Below are 20,195 nucleotides of genomic sequence, written 5' to 3'. Positions count from 1 at the left end.
TCGTGACCGAGACCAGGCCCGTCACACATACATCCGTCGTTGGGACCACCGAGCTCCCCGCGTCGGCGGACTACGTGGTGGTGGGCTCCGGTAGCGCCGGGGCGATCGTCGCCAGCCGGCTCGCCGACACCGGTGCCCACGTCGTGCTGCTCGAGGCCGGTCGGAACGACGACACCCGGCTCACCCGCATCCCCGGCATGATCACGATGGTCCACACGGTGCCGCAGTTCAAGGCGAAGGTCGCGTGGAAGCAGTACTCGGTGCCGCAGAAGTTCGCCCACGACAGGCGGATCCCGATGACCCGGGGCAAGGTGCTGGGCGGCTCGAGCTCGATCAACGGCATGCTGTTCGTGCGGGGCAACCGCGCCAACTACGACGGCTGGGCCGCCGAGGGGTGCTCCGGGTGGAGCTACGACGAGGTGCTGCCCGCCTTCAAGCGGCTGGAGAACTGGCAGGATGGGGCGAGCGACGTCCGCGGCGAGGGCGGCCCCATCCAGGTCACCCGGCAGCGCGACCTCACCGGGGCCGCACGGAGTTTCATGACGGCGGCCGCTCAGACGCTGGCCGCGCCCGTGATCGAGGACTACAACGGGCCCGACCAGGAGGGCATCAGCATCTTCCAGCAGAGCGTGTCCGGCGGCATCCGGTACAGCTCCGCCCAGGGATACCTGCGCCGCGGGCGGCCCGGCCTCACCGTCGTCGTCGGGGCGCACGTCGCCCGCGTGGCGATCGAGCGCGGCCGGGCCACCGGCGTCGAGATCCTCACGGGCACAGGACGTCGGGTGATCCGCGCAGAGCAGGAGGTGATCGTCTCCGGCGGCACCATGGGCTCGCCGCACATCCTGCTGTTGTCCGGCATCGGTCCGGCGGAGCAGCTGCGCGAGCACGGCATCGACGTGGCCGCCAACCTGCCCGTCGGCCAGAACCTGCACGACCACCTGTTCGTGCCGATGACCTACCTGATGAAAAGCGCCGTGCACAAGGGCACCCCGCTGCACTTCGCGAGCGGCTTTCTGCGGGAGCAGCGCAGGCCCGGCAGCTCGTGGTTCGGCCGCACCGTCTTCGAGGCGTGTGGGTTCGTCCGGACGTCGTTCGCCAAGGACATCCCCGACATGCAGATCCACACGCTGCCGTGGAGCTACCCCGTGCCCAACCAGGACGAGGACAAGCTGCACAGGGTGGACACGCGCCCGGCCCTCACCATCTTCCCCACGCTGATCTACCCACACAGCCGCGGGGAGCTCCGGCTCGCCTCCGCGGACCCGCTCGACTCGCCGCTGATCGACCCCGCGTATCTGTCCGACCCGGTGGACACCGAGTTCCTGCTCGAGGGCATCGCGATGATCCGCGAGATCATGGCGCACAGGTCGATCGCAGGAGGTGTCGACGGCGAGTTCGCACCCGGCGATTCGTTCCGCGACCCGCTCGCGATGCGCCGGGAGCTGCCCACCCGCGTCCATTCCGTGTACCACCCCGTGGGCACATGTCGGATGGGCACCGACGAGCGCGCCGTCGTCGACCCCCAGCTGCGCGTGCGCGGCATCGACGGCCTGCGGGTGGCCGACGCGTCGATCATGCCGAATGTCACCGGCGGCAACACGAATGCGCCGTCGTACATGATCGGCGAGATGTGCGCAAAGCTTCTCGGGGCATGAGCGCGTCCGCCGCAGCGGCCACCGTGACCGACCTGCTGCTGATGCGCGCCGGTGATCGGTCGACCGGCCTCCTGTTCGAGGACCGCCGGTGGACGTGGGCCGAATGTATCGAGGCTGCAGAGGGTTACGCCACCGCCCTGCGTGAACTGCGGCCCGCCGATGGTCCGTTCCACATCGGGATCCTCGCCGACAACATCCCCGAGTTCTCCCACGCGATCGGCGGCGCCGCGCTGTCCGGCGCGGTCCTCGTGGCGCTCAACGACACCCGCAGCGGCGCCGCGCTCGCGCGGGACGTCGCGCGCACCGACTGCGCTGTGGTGCTCGCAGACGCGGCCCACCTGCAGCAGGCGGGTGAGACGCGCGTCCCGGTCCTGCAGATCGACGGTGACGACTGGTGCGCCCGCGCGGCTCCCGGCCGCAGCGCACCCGTGCCGGTCGGCGAGCGTGCGCCGAGCGACCTGTTCATGCTGGTGTTCACCTCGGGTACCAGCGGAGATCCCAAGGCGGTCAGGATCACCCACGGTGCGATCGCGGGATCGGCGGTGTACATGGCCGACCGCTGCGGGCTCGGCGCGGACGACGTCGCGTACGTGTCCATGCCGCTGTTCCACACCAACGCGCTGATCACCGGGTGGGGCGTCGCGCTCGCTGCGGGCGCGGGCCTCGCACTGCGACGCCGGTTCTCGGCCCGCGGGTTCCTATGCGACGTAAGGCGGTTCGGTGCCACCTACGCGAACTACGTCGGCGCCCCACTCGCATTCATCCTCGCCACGGAGGAGCGCCCGGACGACGCCGACAACCCGCTGCGCATCGTCTACGGCAACGAGGGTCGCGCGGGCGACACCGCCGAGTTCGCGCGGCGGTTCGGCTGCCGCCTGCTCGACGGCTACGGCTCGAGTGAGCTGGGCCTCGTCATCGGCCGGACACCGGACACGCCGCCCGATGCCCTCGGACCACTGCCGGCCGGTGCCGCCGTGCTCGGCATCGAGGGCGGACAGCCGTGCCCGCCTGCGCGATTCGGGCCCGACGGTGGCCTGGCCAACCCCGAGGAGTCGGTCGGTGAGCTGGTCAACACCGCCGGGGCCGGCGGCTTCTCCGGCTACTACAACGACGCGGCGGCCACCGCGGCGAAGCTCCGCGGCGGCTGGTTCCGCACGGGCGATCTGGCGTACGTCGACGAGGCCGGGTTCGTGTACTTCGCCGGCCGGACCGCCGACTGGCTGCGGGTGGGCGGCGAGAACCTCGGCACCGCACCCATCGAGCGGATCCTGTTGCGCCATCCCGCGATCGTGGAGGCCGCCGTCTACGCCCTGCCCGCCGACGGCGTGGGCGACCAGGTCGCCGCAGCGGTGGTAGTTCGACCGGGCGCAGAGCTGACGTGCGCCGAATTCGCCGAGTTCCTCCAGGCCCAGCCCGATCTGAGTACGCGTCAGCGGCCGACCCGGTTGCGGATCGAATCCGCACTCCCCCATACCGCCTCGTTCAAGGTCGCCAAGCGCCGGCTCGCCGCCGACGGTGTCGCCGCCACCTCCGCCGTGGAGAGGGCGTCGACCTGATGACCGCCGGCCGGGGACCGGCGCAGGTCGGTCAGCGCGGGGTCGTAGCGTGCGCGCACGCGGACCGAGGCTGCGGCTCCGGCCACCAGGGCGCGCGCCTCGGCGAGGCGAGACGTCGAGATCCGCACCGCGGCGCTGTCCGGGCCGTCGCGATGAGCCATCACCCAGTCGAAGATCAGCCAGTCGAGGCTGCCCCCGGCCACCTCCGGGGCTGCATCGGGTGCCGCCGCAGCCGCGGTGATCCGTTCCAGCGCAGTGCGATGTTCGTCGAGGGATGCCTGCTTGTCGACTCCCGAGCTGTCGTTCAGCAGCATCGTGAGCCCGGCGGGCAGCCGACGGCCGTCGTCGGTGATGATCAGCCACCGTGCGCCGCGCCAGGCGACGTCCTCATCGACCCAGTACAGTCCCGCGTGGCCGCTGATCACGCCGGGTGCCGCCGTGTCGAGCGATCCGTCGAACGGCGCCGGTCCGGCGAGGTCGATCGCATGCCGCAGCCGGATGCCCATCAGCGCCGCCGTACCCAGTATCTCGGCAGCGCGCACGTCCGCGCGCATACCTGCCGCGGCTAGGGCGTCGTCGTACTCGACCGTGGTCCGGTCGATCGCCTGATAGGCCTCACCGAGTCCCCGGTATTCGCCCGGCGTCGGTCGTCGGCCGCCGCCCAGCACCTGCCCGAAGCGGCCGGCGATGTCGATGAGCACATCGTCGAGCGCCTCCAGATGGGTTGGCAGCCAACGCTCCGGCTCGGCGCCCGGTAACCCCACAAGCTCCGCCAGCGTCGCGGGGATACCATCGGGCGTACACCAGGAGAAACCGACCTCCTCGTTGCTGTGGTCGATCCGTGGGAGCATCAATTCCGCCCCACCGACGCCACCCAGTCGAGCCAGTCCCCGATCCCGGCGCCGGTCCGCGCGCTGAGCCGGATCACCCGCACGCCCGGGTTCACCGCGGCGAGGTTCGCCTCGAACAGGTCGAGGTCGAAGTCCAGATAGGGCAGCAGGTCGACCTTGTTGACCACCACCAGGTCGACGGCGCGGAACATCACCGGATACTTCAGCGGCTTCTCCTCGCCCTCGGTCACCGCGTACACCATCGCCGACGAGTGCGCGCCCACGTCGAACTCGGCCGGGCACACCAGGTTCCCGACGTTCTCCACCAGGAGCAGATCCAGATCGTCGAGTCGTAGGTCGATGAGCGCTCGCGCGACCATCGGTGCATCGAGGTGGCATTCGCCGCCGAATCCGTTGCCGGTGTTGAGGAGCGCGATCTGGGCGCCCAGGCCGCGTAGTCGGTCGGCGTCGATGCTGGTCTCGATATCGCCCTCGACGATCCCGGTGCGCACGCCGCGGTCCCGGAGCTCCCCCAGGGTGCGTTGCAACAGCGTGGTCTTGCCGGCGCCGGGCGCCGACATCAGGTTGACGCAGGCCACGTTCTGCGCATCGAACGCCGCGCGGTTCGCCGCCGCTGCGCGATCGTTCTCGTCGAAGATCCGCTCCAGCACGTCGATGCGGTCGTCGCCGGTCTGGTAGCCGGTGTGATCGCCGAGCTCGCCGACCGGCGAGTGGCTGTGCGGATGCTCGTGGTCGTGCCGATGCTCGTGGACGGTACCGTCGTCGTGTCGATGGAATCGACCCATGTCAGTTCTCCTCGGATCGGGATGGGGCGGGAGCGGTAAGCGGATCGAAATGCACTGTGGTAACAAGGAATTCCTCACCTGCTACCACGTCCACGGCGCCGGAGCCGCAGGACTCGCAGACCAGGACGAGCGCATGTGTGACGACGGTGTCGGCGCCGCAGCTCCGGCACCGTAACCGCACCGGGACGTGGTCGATCTCCAACCGCGCACCGGCCAGCGGTGTCTCCGCGGTGACCAGTTCCCAGCAGTACAAGAGGGTTTCGGGGACCACCTGCCGCAGTTGCCCCACCCGGAGCTGCACGCGCGAGACGGCCCGGCCGCCCCGTGACCTGTCGACCACACCCACGACGGCGCGGCACAGCGAGAGTTCGTGCACCGCCTCACCTCCTGAGCGTCGCCGACGGCGACTCGCCGAAGCGGCGCCGGTACAGGACGGAGAAGTTCCCCAGATGCGTGAATCCCCACCGCTCGGCCGCAGCCGTCACCGTGAACCCGTCTCCGGGGATCGCCGCCTTCAGTTCCGCGCGGACCTTCAGGAGCCGCTGGTCGCGGATGTAGGCGATCGGAGTGGTCGCCAGGTCCTCGCGGAAACCGCTCTGGATGGACCGCACGCTCATCCCGACATACTCGCTCAGTGCATCGAGCGTGATCTGTTCGGCGAGGTGCTCCGCGATGTAGTCCAGCGACCTCCGGACCGCGGGTCGGCCGGAGGCGGCCGGCCGGCGCAGCCCGCTCGAGTAGTTGTGCTCCTGGATGTACAACAGCGTCGAGATGAGCAGCTCCCCGAGCGCCTCGGTGCCGGACCCTTGCCGCAGTAGCGAACCGGGCGACAGGACCTCGCTCGACAGGATCTGGATCGCGCCGTGCCAGCGGACGGCGGCATCGACGGTCAGGTCGCCGATCGGCTCGAAGACGATGGGCGCGGCCAGGGCACGACCGAGCATCCGCGAGAGCTGCCGCTCCATCGCCGTGCGCTCGATGCGGATGATCAACTGCGGCGAGTCGAGCTCCAGGTGCAGCTGATAATGCATGCCGGGCGACACGACGAGAGCGAAGAACGGTGTGATGGCGTGCCGGATGCCGCCGATGCTCACTGCGGCCTCGCCGACCGTGGTCATGTGGACCGTGAACACCTCCGGCGACTGCGACACGTCCAGCGTGCACGGCACGGCCAGATCGAGGTGTGCCATCGCGACGTCGTGCGTCTGAATCGCGTGCAGCGTCGCGTGGAAGCCCTCCGCATGGCCCGGATCCACCACGATGTTCGACTGCCCCAACAGCATGGATACGAATTCTGTTGCCCCTCTGGGGCTGTCGGACTGCGCAACCAGATGTCCCTGTAGTGCGTTGGGTACGCCACGGGACCGGATCCGACGCCGCACGGGCGTTCGCGTGCGTGCCGTGTCCAGAAAGCTCAGCCGGGACAGGTGGCTGCCGACATCGGCTACCTCGGTCGACATCACACCTCCGATCGCGGTGGTCCCCTTCGCGACCCAACTATCGACCCATTCGCGCACACGGTGCAAGAGAATTGCGTGATTTGGATAGTGAATGCGGGATCTCGATAGCAGACGTCCGGACTATTCCATACTCTCGAACTCGCCGCTCACAGTGGCGCATCCCATTCGAGGAGGTCGACAGTGACCGTTGTGACAGGCGTGTCCGACAGTCCGGCGCAGTCCGGTGACAGCCCGAACCAGCCCCTCGGACCCACGCCGGAGCAGCGACTCGCTGCCCGGTTGAACGATCCGGTGGTAGCCGACTCACTGCTCACGCTGCTCGACCACGCGGACCTCCTGGCGGTGCTGGTCGTGGGGCTCGATCAGCTGGTCGCCCGCAGTGAGGTCATCGGCGACTCGGTGCTCGGCGGCATCGCCGAGCTGCGCGGCGCCGTGCAGACTACAGACGCAGAGCGCCGGCTGGACCCCGCGGCGATCGCCCAGGCGATGGCGGCGGTCGGCATGGTGCTGCCGAAGGTGATGCCGGGAATCGTCGCCGCGGTCGAGTCCGGGGCGGCCGACCGGCTGCTGGGCTCGCCCGGTGTGCCCGGCGCGATCGACGACGTCGATCTGGTCTTCAGCGGCGTGGCGGAGGGGTCGAAGCGCTTCCGCAGCAACCCGGTACGCATCCGGGGCCTCATGTCGGCCACCAAGGCGTTCCGCAACCCCGACGTCCAGCGTGCGCTCAGCTACTTCGCCACGATCACCAAGTCGATCGGCGAGCGGCTCGCCGAGCGGCGTGCACCGTAGCCCGACCGAAGACACGACCACGTCGAGAACCGAGACCTCACTAGAAGAGAAGGGACGGCATCGGAATGTCATCTGTGCTGTGGTTTCAAGCCGGGGCCTGCTCCGGCAACACGATGAGCTTCCTCAACGCCGAGGAGCCGAACGTCGTCGACCTCATCGTCGACTTCGGCCTGGAGCTGCTGTGGCATCCGTCGCTGGGTATGGAACTCGGAGACAATGCCACCAAGATCTTCACCGACTGCGCCACCGGGGTGCGTCCGCTGGACATCTTCGTGCTCGAGGGCACCGTGATCCGAGGTCCGAACGGATCGGGTTCGATGGACATGTTCGCGGGCCGGCCGATGCTCGAGTGGGTGCAGGAGCTCAGTGAGGCCGCATCGATCGTTGTAGCGATCGGTGACTGCGCCTGCTGGGGCGGCATTCCCGCGATGGCGCCCAATCCCAGCGACTCGACCGGTCTGCAGTTCCACAAGCGCGAACGGGGCGGCTTCCTCGGCCCGGACTGGCGCAGTAGATCCGGGCTGCCGGTGATCAACATCCCCGGCTGCCCGGCCCACCCGGATTGGATCACCCAGATCCTGGTCGCGCTCGCCACCGGCCGGGCCGGGGACATCGCGCTCGACGACCTGCACCGCCCGCAGACCTTCTTCAAGACCTTCACGCAGACCGGCTGCACGCGGATGCAGTTCTTCGAGTACAAACAGTCGACGCTCAGCTTCGGCGAGGGCACCCGAACCGGTTGCCTGTTCTACGAGTTCGGCTGCCGAGGGCCGATGACGCACTCGCCGTGCAACCGGATCCTGTGGAACCGGCAGTCCTCCAAGACCCGTGCGGGGATGCCGTGCCTCGGCTGCACCGAGCCCGAGTTCCCGTTCTTCGATCTGGCCAAGGACACCGTGTTCAAGACCCAGAAGGTGTCCGGCACCATCCCGAAGGAGGTTCCCGAGGGCTCCGACCACATCACCTACATGGCGCATGCCGCTGCCGCGCGGATCGCCGCCCCGCAATGGTCCAAAGAGGACATGTTCGTCGTTTGACCAGTTCTCGTCCGCCCGAGCCCCAGCCCGTTCGGCGCCGGACCAGCCCATCATTCCGGCCTACAGCCCAAGGTTAAGGAAGCACAGCAATGACAGCAGTGGAGAGCGCCGCCAGCTCAGTCGATCTCTTCGTCTCGCCGCTCGGCCGTGTCGAAGGTGACCTCGACGTACGGGTCACCATCGAAGACGGTGCGGTGACCTCGGCATACACAGAAGCCGCGATGTTCCGTGGATTCGAGATCATCCTGAAGGGCAAGGACCCGCAGGCGGGCCTGATCGTCACACCACGCATCTGCGGGATCTGCGGTGGCTCGCATCTGTACAAGGCCTGTTACGCCCTCGATACCGCGTGGGCCACACGCGTCCCGCAGAACGCGACGTTGGTCCGCAACATCGCGCAGGCGTGCGAGACACTCCAGTCCATCCCGCGCTACTTCTACGCGCTCTTCGCGATCGACCTGGTGAACAAGAACTACGCTTCCTCGCCGATGTACGACGAGGCGGTGCGCCGATTCGCGCCGTACGTCGGCACCTCGTATCAGAAGGGTGTGGTGCTCTCGGGTAAGCCCGTGGAGGTCTATGCGATCTTCGGTGGCCAGTGGCCGCACAGCTCGTTCATGGTGCCCGGCGGCGTGATGAGCGCGCCGAATCTCGCTGACGTCACGCGCAGTACCGCGATCCTCAACCACTGGAGGGACAACTGGCTCGAGGCCGAGTGGCTGGGTTGCTCGGTGGACCGCTGGCTGGAGATCAAGACCTGGGAGGACATGCTCGCCTGGGTGGACGAGAACGAGTCGCAGTACAACTCCGACTGCGGATTCTTCATCCGTTACGCCCGCGACATCGGCCTGGACGAGTACGGCGGCGGCGTCGGTAGGTACATCTCGACCGGGACGTACTTCGAGCCGTCGCTCTACGAGAACCCCACGATCGACGGTCGCAACGACGCGCTGATCGGGCGGTCGGGCATCTACGCCGACGGGGCGTGGACGCCGTTCGATCACCTGCGGGTCACCGAGGACGTCAGCCACTCCTTCTTCCGCGGTGACCGGCCGCTGCACCCCTGGGAGGGCGAGACCCTGCCGCTCGACCCGGTCGCCTCCCGCAAGGACGGTAAGTACTCGTGGGCCAAATCGCCGCGCTACGACGTGCCCGGTGTGGGGCGTACGCCCCTGGAGGCCGGGCCGTTGGCCCGCCGGGTCGCCGCCGGCGGCCCGAACCCCCTGGGACACCAGGACGCCGATCCGCTCTTCGTCGACATGCTCGCCAAGCTCGGCCCGAGCGTCTTCGTCCGTCAGATGGCCCGCATGCACGAGGCGCCGAAGTACTTCAAGTGGGTGACCGACTGGCTCGGCCGTCTGGACCTGGGTGAGTCGTTCTACGCCAAGCCGACCGAACACGAGTCCGGCAAGGGCTTCGGCTCGACCGAGGCCGCCCGCGGTGCGCTGTCGGACTGGATCGTGCTGGACAACGGCAAGATCGAGAACTACCAGGTCGTCACCCCGACGGCGTGGAACATCGGTCCCCGGGACCGGGACGGCACACTGGGGCCGATCGAGCAGGCGATGATCGGCACGCCGATCAAGGACATGGAGGACCCGGTCGAACTCGGCCACGTGGCGCGGTCCTTCGACTCCTGCCTGGTCTGCACGGTGCACGCCTACGACGGCAGATCGGGTCGCGAGCTCTCCAAATTCGTGATCAACGGCATGGTGTGAGCGCAGCCGTGGGCACCTCCTCCCCTCAAAGCTCCCCCGCCCCATATCAACTGCTCGACGACGGCTTCGCCCCACCGGCGTGCGACGTCCTGGTGATCGGTTGCGGGAACATCCTGCGCGGCGACGATGCGGTCGGCCCGGCACTGGTGCGCACCCTGTACGCGCAGGGGGTGCCCGATTCGGTGCGGCTGATCGACGGCGGTACCGCCGGGATGGATGTCGCGTTCGCCATGCGGGGCGCGGCCCGCGTAGTGCTCGTCGACGCGGCCGCGACGGGCGCCGAGCCGGGCACGGTGTACCGAGTGCCGGCCACCGAACTGGTCGATCCTCCCCCTGCGGAGAGCGTGCACTCGCACAACTTCCGCTGGGATCATGCTCTCTCGCTGGCGGATTGGCTACTCGGCCCGGATCGGCCCACCGATGTCACGGTATTCCTCATCGAGGTGGGCGGGTGCACGCCCGGAGATCCGCTCACCCCCGCGGTCGATGCGGCGATGCACGGGCTGGCCGAACTGCTCGCCACCGAGTTCTGGAGCGCTCCGCCAGACCCGGCCGACGCGCCGCACGTCACCCTCACCGCGGACGGATACCTGCATCTCGACCGCGATGTGGCCCGGCGGTGGTTCCCCGCCGATGTCGCCGTGGCCCGCCTGGTGCCCGGCGCGGCGGTGCACCCCGACGTGCTGGAGTTGATTCCGTTGCAGGGCATCGCCAACGGCGGGCTCGTCCTCCGCCAACGCAACGCCGCGGCCGACCGCACGGTACTGATCCATGAGGTTCTCGGTTTCACGGACCGATCCGGCACCTATCCCCTGGTGTGGGACGACGCCGCCGGGTTGGTACGCGTGACACTGGATCGGACGCGACCCCCGGACGGCGGGTTGCTCGACCCGGACCGGGAGGCGATCGATGGCCGAGGACGTGACAACGGAGGTGGTCGAGGAGAACGGCCAGTGGGTGGTCTATCTCCTGGTGGTGACCGAGGACGGGGTGGAACGGCGCCGATTGACGGTGTATCGCACTCGGCGGACGGCCGAGATCGCGGCGAGCATGATCCGGCGGACCACCGCGCGACGCAGGGCGCCCGGGAGGTGACACGATGACCGCACTCGAATCGACCGTATCGCAGCCGGTCGTGAAAGGCACTCAGCCGCTGGGGATCTTCTCCTTCCCTGCGGGGTTGCTGCTGATCCCGGCACGCACCGACGAGGAGGACGCGGTGCGCGCGACGCTCGTGTCCGGCCGACTGCCCGCCCACTGGCCTGCGAGCCTGGCCTCCGTGCGCCGCGCGTACCTCGACGACGCACCAGCAGATGCCGCACCCGTGACCGCGACCGGGGACGGTGCGGCCGCGGCCGAGGAGTCCGCCGACGATCCGATCGATCTGTACAACCGCTGGGCCCTGTCTCCCGATGCCGAGACCGCCGGCGCCGTCCGCGCCGGGCTCCCCGACCCGTGGCCGGCGCTCGTCGACCTCGTCTGCTACATAGCGGGTCTCGCCGACGAACCCCCTGCCGATGATCCCGCCCGCCCGGCCGAGCTCCGTGCCCTGACGCTTGTCGCGGCCGCGTCCGCCAGGATGGGCGACGATCCGCCCGCCGCATATCGGCTGTTGCACCGGGCGGCCGCGCTGGCGACCCTCGCGAGCCCAGTGCTCGCGGCGGTCCTGCTGGGCGACGCAGGCGGCGTACTCGTCGATCAGGGTGCCGACCCCGAGGCGGCCTATGCCGACCTCGAGTCCGCCCTGGCCGGGCTGTCGGACACCGATCTGGCGGCAGTGCGTGCCGAATTGCACGGCCGCCTCGGCAGTCTCATGCACGAGCAGCTGGCGCGGGCGGGTGCGCCACTCGCCGAGGCCATGGGCCACTACCTCGACGGTCTGGCGCTGGTCACCCGCGACAGCGCCCCGTACGTGTGGGCGTCGCTGCAACTGGACCTCGCCACCGCACATCTGGCGAGCCCGATGACGGAGGCCACCGACCGGCTGCGGCTGGGCGTTGCCGCGCAGTCGCTTCGCGCCGCACGCGAGGTGTTCACCAGCGGCGACCATCCCGGCCCGTGGTCGACGGCGACACTCGATCTGGCGAACGCCCTGGTCTATGCGCCGTCGACGCACCCGCGGGACAATCTCATGGAGGCCGTCGACCTCTACGAGGAGATCCTCCGCTCGGGGGTACGCGACGATCAGCCGACCGCGCGGGCACGGGTGCTCGCCAACCAGGGCAACGCGCTGGCGCACCTCGGACTGCTCGACGACGCCCGTGCCCGACTCGTGGAGGCGCGCAGCGTCTTCGAGGAGTTCCTCGACCGGGAAGCCGTGATGGCGGTGCGGGAGGTGCTCGACGCGATCGCCCGCAGCGGGATCACGGACCCCGACCAGGCCGGGTTCGAAGCCGAGCTGGCCCGCGCATCGGCGCAGTACGACCGGATGCCGGGTACCGACGAGGCGGGGCGTACGTCCGGCATGGGCGTGCGGGTGGCGCCGACCGTGCCGCCACCGGATGCGCAGCGCCGGGCGAAGGTCACGGTGCTCCCGCGTTCCGGCGCCGGGAGCGTAGCGAGCGGGCCGGCATGACGGATCAACTCGAACTTCAGTCCACCGAGCTCGAGTCCCTTGCCGAGCGGCTGGACACCGCGATGTCGGACGCCGACGGCCTTGCCGCCGACGCCCGTGCCGTCTTCGATGCGGCGGTCGAGTCGCTGGGCGCTCTGCACAAGCAGGGACTCACGACGATCATCCGGACGCTGCGCGCGGACGCGCGCGGCAAGGAACTCCTGTTCGCGCTGGTCGACGACCCGACGGTGCGGATGTTGTTCGCGATGCACGGCCTCATCCGTCAACCGCCCGAGGCACTCGCGCGCCGGGTGCTGGACCGGATCCGCCCCGGCCTACAGGGCCACGGCGGCGACGTCGAGCTGTCCCACATCGACGGCTCGGTCGCGTTCGTTCGGCTCACGGGTGCGTGCAACGGTTGCTCGATGGCGGCGGTCACGATGCGCGACAGCGTCGAATCGGCGCTCACCGCCGGCGTTCCCGAGATCACGTCGGTCGAGGTGCTGCCCAACGAGCCCGCCCCGGCGTTCATTCCGCTGACGTCGCTGCGCGCCCCCGCACGGGGCCACGACTCCGGCGGCTCCGCGGACCAGACCGCCGAACTCACGGCGGCCGGGTGGCTGCGAACGCTCCCCGTCGCGGACGTGCCCGTGGGAACGCTCCGTGCGGTGACCGCCGGGGCGGAAGACCTGGTGCTGGTGAACGCGGGCGGCAGGCTCGCGGCGTATGTCAACGCCTGCGCCCACCTCGGTCTGCCCTTGGACGACGCCGAGGTGGACGCCGACGCAGGCACGCTCACCTGCCCGTGGCACGGGTTCTGCTACGACGCGACCACCGGCGAGTGCACCTCGATGCCGGGTGCCCAGCTTCGTTCGGTGCCGCTGAGGATCGTCGGAGCCGATGCATGGCTGAGGCCGGGAGGCTGACATGCGCGTGACGGTGGTTCCCCGGACGGCGGACCCGTCTGCCGCAGATCCGTATCCGGGCCGTGGCGCCGCGTTGGACTACCCGGGGTGGGCGCCGCGGTGCGTCGTCGGCGCGGAGGCGCCCGGCGGCCTGCTGCTGCCTCCCGCGCAGCCGACCGAGGCATGGCTGTATGCCCCGCGGGGAGTGACCCTGGGCGACGACGTGCTGGTGGTGGCCGACAGCGGTAACCACCGTGTGATGATCTGGCACGGCATCCCGAGAACCGACGGGACACCCGCCGATGTGGTTCTGGGCCAACCTGATCCGCACACCGAAGGCCCCGCTGCGGGCGGGCGCGGACCGGCGAACGGTATGCACCTGCCCACGGGGGTGCTGCTCGATCGCGGCCGGCTCGTCGTCGCCGACGCCTGGCATCACCGGTTGCTGGTGTGGGACCGGCTGCCCACCAGTCACGCGACACCGCCGGATCAGGTGATCGGACAACCGGATCCGGAGTCTGTGGAGCCGAACGCGGGCGCTGAGCCCGACGCGACCAGCTTCTACTGGCCGTTCGGGATCGCGCTGATCGATGGGTACTTCTACGTCGCCGATACCGGCAACCGCAGGGTGTTGGTGTGGCATGGCGGCGTCCCCGAGCCGGGACGGCCCGCCGACGTCGTCCTCGGCCAGCCCGATGCGCATGCGCGCGAGGAGAACCGGGGCGGACCGGTCGCCGCCGACTCCTTCCGCTGGCCGCACGACTTCGCGGCCACCGGGGCGGGCGGCGTGGTGATCGCCGACGCGGGCAATCATCGGCTGCTGCGATGGGACACCCACCCGGCCGGCGACTGCCCGGCCGATGCCGTTCTCGGCCAACCGGACTTCACCACCGGCACCGAGTTTCCGTACGTGCCGCAGCAGCGCCGGCTGCGCTTCCCCTATGCCATCGCCTCGGCAGGAACGGATCTCGCGATCGCCGACACTGCGAACAACCGAATCCTGCTGCAGGGCGACCACGCCCGGTCGACCGAGTTGGTGCCGTATCTCGCGCTGGCACAGCCCGACCTGGCCGCCAACGGTGAGAACCGCTGGGACCAGGTCGGCGCGGACACCCTGTGTTGGCCGTACGGTCTCGATCGGCGCGGTGATCTACTCGCGGTCGCCGACTCCGGCAACAACCGCGTCGTGCTCTGGGAGCGGTCGTGAGCGCGCCGACCGCGCGCCACGGCGTCGTTCGAGAGTCGCTCATCGTGCGGGGTGTCGTGCAGGGGGTCGGCTTCCGCCCGCACCTCGCACGGATCGCCGCCGAACTCGGACTGGTCGGTCAGTGCCGCAACGACAGCACGGCGGTGGTGATCGAGGTCGAGGGCGCCGCCGAGCGGGTCGAGGCGTTCGCTACTCGCCTCGTCGGCGAGGCGCCGCCGCTCGCGCGGATCGCGTCGGTCAGCAGTGTGCGGTTGGTGCCGTGCGGCGGTACCGGGTTCGTGATCGCGGCCAGCACATCCGGGAGCGGCCTCCGGACCATGGTCCCGCCCGACGCTGCCACCTGTGCCGACTGCCTGCGCGAGATGTTCGACCCGGCCGACCGCCGGTACCGTCACCCGTTCATCTCGTGCACCAACTGCGGGCCGCGCTTCACCATCACCGTCGACCTCCCCTACGACCGGCGGACCACGACGATGGCGGACTTCCCGATGTGCCCCCGGTGCTCGGCGGAGTACGCCGACCCCACCGACCGCCGCTTCCACGCCCAGCCCATCGCCTGCCACGGCTGCGGCCCGACGCTGACGGTCACCGGCACCGACGGGCGGGTGCTCGCGTCCGGAACGGAGCCGAGCCTGGCCGCCATCGGCGCGATCATCGATGCCGGCGAGGTGGTGGCGATCAAGGGGCTCGGCGGCTATCACCTGGTGTGTGACGCGGGATCCGACGGTGCCGTCGGCGCGCTGCGCAGGCGCAAGCACCGCCCCGACCAACCGTTCGCGGTGATGGCCCGCGATATCGACGCGGTCGCGTCGTTGGTCGCCCTGCCCGAGGCGGCCGTGCCGGTGTTGACCGGCAGCGAGCACCCGATCCTCTTGCTGCCCAGGAGGATCGGCGCAGCCGTGAGCGACTCGGTGGCCCCGGGATTGGACGAGCTCGGAGTGCTCCTGCCGTACACGCCGGTGCATCACCTGCTGATGGAATGCGGTCGTCCGCTGGTGGTGACCTCCGGCAACCTCTCCGGCGACCCGCTGTGCTTCGACGACGACGATGCCCGCGCGCGGTTGGGCGCGATCGCCACGGCCTTCCTCAGCCATGACCGGGCGATCGCAGTGCCCTGCGAGGACTCGGTGCTGGCGTGGGCACCTGGCGCCGGGCCGCCGCTCCCGGTCCGCCGGTCGCGCGGGTATGCGCCGCTACCCATCGAGCTTCCGCTCCCGGGCGCCGGGCCCGCGGGGTCACCGTCGCCGGCAGTGCTGGCGGCCGGCGCCGAGGTCAAGAACACCGCAGCCCTGGCCCGAGACGGCCAGGCGTTCCTGTCAGCGCATATCGGTGACCTCGGGAGCTGGGAGAGTCGACTCGCCCACCAGGCCGCGACCGACCAGATGCTGCGCTTCCACCGTCGCTCCCCCGCTGTGGTGGTCGCCGACCGGCATCCCGGCTACGCGTCGCGCGCGTGGGCCGTGCGTCTGGCCGCCGACCTCGGCGTGCCGCTGGTCGAGGTCCAGCACCATCACGCCCATCTGGCAGCACTCGCCGCCGAGACCGGCACGCTCGACGCGCGCATACTCGGACTGGTCCTCGACGGAACCGGATACGGCTGCGACGCCACCGTGTGGGGCGGCGAAGCGCTCCTGCTGGGCGACGGCGGCACAACGGCCGCACGGCTCGGCCACCTCGGGGAGGTACCGTTGCCAGGCGGTGACGCCGGTGTCCGCAACCCGGTGCGCGTCGCGGCGGCGCTGATGCTCGCCCACGGCGTCGACCTCGACGGCACACCCGTCGCGGCCGAACTCACCGATGCCGAGCGCCGATTGCTCACCGCCGCGGCGCCTGCCCGGGTCGGCTGGGTGCGCACCTCGAGCGCCGGAAGGCTGTTCGACGCGGTCTCATCGCTCCTCGGCATCCGCCACCGCATCAGCTACGAGGCGCAGGCCGCGGTGGAACTGGAGGTGGCGGCCCGTCGCACCGATGTCGCCGTGCCGCTGCGGTTCCCGTTGCTGGGCATCGGTGGTGCCGCGCAACAGGGCGCCGCGGTCCTCGACCCCGGCCCCCTCATCGCCGATATCGCCGACGCGGTCCGCGCCGGAGTCGCCGCGGAGGTCCTGGCCCGTTCGTTCCATCACGCCCTCGCCGACGGCCTCGCGCGGTTGACCGGTGTCCTCGCCGAGCAGCACCGGCCGGATGCGGTCGGCCTCACCGGCGGTGTGTTCGGCAACCGTCTTCTTGCTGGGCTGCTGTGCGAGCGGCTTGCCATGGACGGCCATCGCGTGCTCACTCACCGCGAGGTGCCGCCCAACGACGGTGGGATCGCGCTCGGCCAGGTCGCGATCTGTGCCGCCGGCCTGGCGCGCGGGCGTCCCCCTGCCGGCCACCCGACCGCAAGCCACCCGACCGCAAGCCACCCGACCGCAAGCCACCCGACCGCAAGCCACCCAGAACACCAGCCCTAGGGGCTCGCAGGTCGAGCCCAGCCTGCTCCCGACAGCCCAGGAGGAGAAAGCAAATGTGTCTCGCAGTTCCCGGCCAGGTCGAGTCCATCCGAGAGGAGGACTACACGATCATGGCGGACGTCAGCTTCGGCGGCGTCCGCAAGAAGGTCTGTCTGGCCTATCTACCGGACGTCCAGGTCGGTGAATACGTCATCGTCCACGTCGGTTTCGCGATCCAGCGGCTCGACGAGAAGTCAGCGCTCGAGACCATCGAACAGTTCCGTACGCTGGGTATCCTCGACGAGGAGTTCGGCGACGGCTTCGCCTCGGCCGCCAAGCAGAGCGGACGCCCACTGCCCGAGTCGGTCCCGGCGCGGACATCGGAGGGGATGGCCCGATGAAGTACCTCGACGAGTTCGGCGATCCCGAGCTGGCGCGCCGGCTGCTCGACGACATCCATGCGGTCACCACCAGGCCGTGGGCGATGATGGAGGTCTGTGGCGGCCAGACGCATTCGATCATCCGGAACGGCATCGACCAGTTGCTGCCCGACGGCGTGGAGATGATCCACGGGCCGGGCTGCCCGGTGTGCGTGACGCCGCTGGAGGTGATCGACAAGGCGCTGGCGATCGCCGCTCGTCCGGGGGTGATCTTCTGCTCCTTCGGCGACATGCTGCGGGTTCCGGGCAGTGAGCGGGACCTGTTCGCGATCAAGAGCATCGGCGGCGACGTCCGGGTCGTGTACTCGCCGCTGGATGCGCTGGCAATCGCCAGACAGAACCCCGACCGGCAGGTCGTGTTCTTCGGCATCGGTTTCGAGACCACAGCGCCCGCCAACGCGATGACCGTCTTCCAGGCGAAGGCCCAGGGGATCTCGAACTTCTCGCTGCTCGTGTCGCATGTGCTGGTACCGCCGGCGATCGCCGCGATCATGGAGTCGCCGACCTGCCGGGTACAGGCGTTCCTCGCAGCCGGTCACGTCTGCAGCGTGATGGGTACCGGTGAATACCCGGCGCTCGCCGAGCGATACCGCGTTCCCATCGTGGTCACCGGCTTCGAGCCGCTCGACATCCTCGAGGGCATCCGCAGGACGGTCCGGCAGCTGGAGGCGGGCAGGCACGAGGTGGAGAACGCCTACCCGCGGGCGGTCCGCGACGAGGGGAATCCGGCGGCGATGGCGATGCTCGAGGACGTCTTCGAGGTCACCGACCGCACCTGGCGGGGCATCGGGATGATTCCCGGGAGCGGCTGGCGGCTGTCCGCCGAATATGCCGACTACGATGCCGAACAGCGCTTCTCGGTGGGTGATATCCACACCGAGGAGTCCGGTCTGTGCCACTCCGGTGAGGTGCTGCAGGGACTGATCAAACCGAACGAGTGCCCGGCGTTCGGCCGAGAGTGCACCCCGCGCAATCCGCTGGGAGCGACGATGGTGTCGTCGGAGGGCGCGTGCGCGGCGTACCACGCCTACCGTCGGCTGGACATGGTGGAGGCACGATGAGCGGCGGGACGGCGATGAGCGGGAACGACCTCGACTTCGAGGGCTGGACCTGCCCGCTGCCGCTGCGCGACACACCCACCGTGGTGCTCGGCCACGGCGGCGGCGGCGCGATGTCTGCCGACCTCGTCGAACACCTCTTCCTGCCGGCGTTCGGCAGTGCGGCACGCGCCGAACTCGGCGACGCGGCGGTACTCCCCCGCCCGGGCGGGCGGCTCGCCCTGTCCACCGACACGTTTGTGGTCAAGCCGATGTTCTTCCCCGGCGGGAACATCGGGGACCTCGCCGTGAACGGCACCGTCAACGACCTCGCGATGGCGGGCGCGCATCCGCTGTACCTGTCGACGGCGTTCGTACTGGCCGAGGGCACACCGATGACGGATGTCGGGCGGGTCGCGACCGCGCTCGGCAAGGCCGCCGAACGGGCCGGGGTCCAGCTGGTCACCGGCGACACCAAGGTCGTCGACCACGACAGCGGTGACGGCGTGTACATCAACACCACCGGGGTCGGTGTGGTGCCCGACGGTGTCGATATCCGGCCCGACCGGGCGCGGCCCGGCGACGTCGTGCTCCTCAGCGGCCCCATCGGCTTGCACGGCATCGCCGTGATGAGCGTGCGCGACGGCATCGACTTCGGTACCCGGGTGGAGAGCGATACCGCTTCGCTGCACGAGTTGGTCGCGGAGATGATCGCGACCGGCGCCGATATCCACGTCCTCCGCGACCCGACCCGGGGCGGCGTGTCCGCGACGATCAACGAACTCGCTCGCGCCTCCGGGGTCGGAATCGAACTGATCGATCGCGCGATCCCGGTCCCCGGGGAGGTCCGCGACGCCTGCGGGCTGCTCGGCCTCGATCCGTTGCAGGTGGCCAACGAGGGCAAGCTCCTGGCGATCGTGCCCGCCGACGCCGCTGACGCAGTGGTCGCCGCGATGCGCCGCCACCGGCTCGGCGCGCAGGCGTGCGTGATCGGCCACTGCACCGTCGAACATCCCCAGGTGGTCACTCTGCGCACCGGACTGGGCGCGACTCGGGTGCTCGACGCGCCGATCGGCGAGCAGCTGCCGCGGATCTGCTGACGGTCTGCCGCCGGACTCGTCGTCGGCCTGCGTCGAGTGTCTCGCCGGCTCGGTGAGCCGCACGGTACGCTGGGCGCTCCGACGTGGAGGAGACTCGAACGTGCTGGTGGTGCACGCGCTGTGGCCGGTGGGCGGCGACCTGTCGCTGTGGGCGGAGGATTCCGATGCCCCGGTCAAGAGCTCGAGCCAGGCTCGACGGTCGGCACGGCCGCACCCGTTCGCGGTACCGGCCGATGTGCTCGCTGCGACCTGTCCCGGCGCGCCCGGCGACGAGGAGATCCTGCTCCCGTCGCTGCGGTCGGCCCCGCTGGACTCGCCCGAACTGGTCCGGGTATCGCCGCGCCCGGCGCCGCGTTCGCAGCCCGAGCTGCTGCCGTGGACGGTCCCCGTCGTCCGGATACCGCGGTCCGCGGTGCGCGCCGCGCTCACGGCCGTCGTCCCCGACGTGCGCCGCGGCGCATCCGTCGACTACCTCGCCACGCTCGCGGGTTTCGCGCTGGACCTGGTCGAGCGCGGCCGCTGCGTACCCACGCTGATCGACTACGACGACGGCCCCCGCGCCCTCTGGCGCGCGGCGCTGCTGGGCCCCGATGTCGCGGCCATGACCTCGCTCGTGGCCGGCATGCCGCCGGTGTGCCGGGCCACGAAGTCGGAGGCCAAGCGGTCTTAGGA

At 70.1% G+C, this 20,195-nt stretch carries 16 protein-coding genes; 13 read left to right on the top strand and 3 right to left on the bottom strand.

The window, feature by feature from the left end:
• Window positions 1-2: 2 nt before the first annotated feature.
• Both ABD908_RS18585 and ABD908_RS18580 read left to right on the top strand, forming a co-directional pair.
• Window positions 3-1,655 carry a GMC family oxidoreductase gene (locus tag ABD908_RS18585; protein WP_344998685.1) on the top strand — a complete coding sequence of 551 codons (1,653 nt, stop codon included), beginning with the start codon at window positions 3-5 and terminating at the stop codon, window positions 1,653-1,655.
• Window positions 1,652-3,211, top strand: a complete 1,560-nt coding sequence (locus ABD908_RS18580) for an AMP-binding protein (RefSeq protein ID WP_344998683.1) — start codon at window positions 1,652-1,654, stop codon at window positions 3,209-3,211. Before ABD908_RS18585 ends, ABD908_RS18580 begins: the two co-directional genes overlap by 4 nt.
• 850 nt (window positions 3,212-4,061) lie before the next feature.
• Here ABD908_RS18580 and hypB read toward each other — a convergent pair.
• The 3 genes from hypB to ABD908_RS18565 are packed head-to-tail and all read right to left on the bottom strand — an operon-like array spanning window position 4,062 to window position 6,130.
• Window positions 4,062-4,847: a hydrogenase nickel incorporation protein HypB gene (hypB, locus tag ABD908_RS18575; protein WP_344998681.1), complete on the bottom strand. Its 786-nt coding sequence runs from the start codon at window positions 4,845-4,847 to the stop codon at window positions 4,062-4,064.
• Window position 4,848: 1 nt separating this feature from the next.
• Window positions 4,849-5,223 (bottom strand): hydrogenase maturation nickel metallochaperone HypA/HybF, encoded by a 375-nt coding sequence (locus ABD908_RS18570; protein ID WP_344998679.1) that lies wholly within the window; start codon window positions 5,221-5,223, stop codon window positions 4,849-4,851.
• Window positions 5,224-5,227: 4 nt separating this feature from the next.
• Window positions 5,228-6,130 carry an AraC family transcriptional regulator gene (locus ABD908_RS18565; RefSeq protein WP_344998677.1) on the bottom strand — a complete coding sequence of 301 codons (903 nt, stop codon included), beginning with the start codon at window positions 6,128-6,130 and terminating at the stop codon, window positions 5,228-5,230.
• Window positions 6,131-6,487: 357 nt separating this feature from the next.
• Between ABD908_RS18565 and ABD908_RS18560 the strand changes: the two genes are divergently transcribed.
• The 11 genes from ABD908_RS18560 to hypE all read left to right on the top strand — a co-directional run bounded on the left by ABD908_RS18560 (window position 6,488) and on the right by hypE (window position 19,523).
• Window positions 6,488-7,096 (top strand): DUF1641 domain-containing protein, encoded by a 609-nt coding sequence (locus tag ABD908_RS18560; RefSeq protein WP_344998675.1) that lies wholly within the window; start codon window positions 6,488-6,490, stop codon window positions 7,094-7,096.
• 65 nt (window positions 7,097-7,161) lie between these two features.
• A complete protein-coding gene (locus ABD908_RS18555; protein WP_344998673.1) occupies window positions 7,162-8,133 on the top strand; it encodes an NADH-quinone oxidoreductase subunit B family protein in 972 nt (323 codons plus the stop codon).
• A gap of 89 nt (window positions 8,134-8,222) precedes the next feature.
• Window positions 8,223-9,851: a nickel-dependent hydrogenase large subunit gene (locus ABD908_RS18550; RefSeq protein ID WP_344998671.1), complete on the top strand. Its 1,629-nt coding sequence runs from the start codon at window positions 8,223-8,225 to the stop codon at window positions 9,849-9,851.
• Between the two features lie 8 nt (window positions 9,852-9,859).
• Complete coding sequence (locus ABD908_RS18545; RefSeq protein ID WP_344998669.1) at window positions 9,860-10,954, top strand: hydrogenase maturation protease; 1,095 nt, start codon at window positions 9,860-9,862, stop codon at window positions 10,952-10,954.
• On the top strand, window positions 10,951-12,426 hold the full coding sequence (locus ABD908_RS18540) for a hypothetical protein (RefSeq protein WP_344998667.1): 1,476 nt from the start codon (window positions 10,951-10,953) through the stop codon (window positions 12,424-12,426). The genes ABD908_RS18545 and ABD908_RS18540 overlap by 4 nt, the downstream gene beginning before the upstream one ends.
• On the top strand, window positions 12,423-13,331 hold the full coding sequence (locus ABD908_RS18535) for a NifU family protein (RefSeq protein ID WP_344998665.1): 909 nt from the start codon (window positions 12,423-12,425) through the stop codon (window positions 13,329-13,331). Before ABD908_RS18540 ends, ABD908_RS18535 begins: the two co-directional genes overlap by 4 nt.
• Window position 13,332: 1 nt before the next feature.
• Window positions 13,333-14,517: an NHL repeat-containing protein gene (locus tag ABD908_RS18530; RefSeq protein WP_385920776.1), complete on the top strand. Its 1,185-nt coding sequence runs from the start codon at window positions 13,333-13,335 to the stop codon at window positions 14,515-14,517.
• Complete coding sequence (gene hypF / locus ABD908_RS18525; protein ID WP_344998663.1) at window positions 14,514-16,967, top strand: carbamoyltransferase HypF; 2,454 nt, start codon at window positions 14,514-14,516, stop codon at window positions 16,965-16,967. The genes ABD908_RS18530 and hypF overlap by 4 nt, the downstream gene beginning before the upstream one ends.
• A gap of 53 nt (window positions 16,968-17,020) precedes the next feature.
• Window positions 17,021-17,347 carry a HypC/HybG/HupF family hydrogenase formation chaperone gene (locus ABD908_RS18520; protein ID WP_344998660.1) on the top strand — a complete coding sequence of 109 codons (327 nt, stop codon included), beginning with the start codon at window positions 17,021-17,023 and terminating at the stop codon, window positions 17,345-17,347.
• Entirely contained in the window at window positions 17,344-18,447 is a 1,104-nt protein-coding gene (hypD, locus tag ABD908_RS18515) for a hydrogenase formation protein HypD (protein ID WP_344998658.1), read from the top strand. The genes ABD908_RS18520 and hypD overlap by 4 nt, the downstream gene beginning before the upstream one ends.
• Complete coding sequence (gene hypE, locus ABD908_RS18510; protein WP_344998656.1) at window positions 18,444-19,523, top strand: hydrogenase expression/formation protein HypE; 1,080 nt, start codon at window positions 18,444-18,446, stop codon at window positions 19,521-19,523. Before hypD ends, hypE begins: the two co-directional genes overlap by 4 nt.
• Window positions 19,524-20,195: the final 672 nt, after the last annotated feature.

The organism is Tsukamurella soli (assembly GCF_039541155.1).
Lineage (GTDB): Bacteria > Actinomycetota > Actinomycetes > Mycobacteriales > Mycobacteriaceae > Tsukamurella > Tsukamurella soli.
The sequence above is the reverse complement of the archived record's forward strand: the minus strand, read 5'-3'. Positions and strand labels throughout refer to the sequence as shown.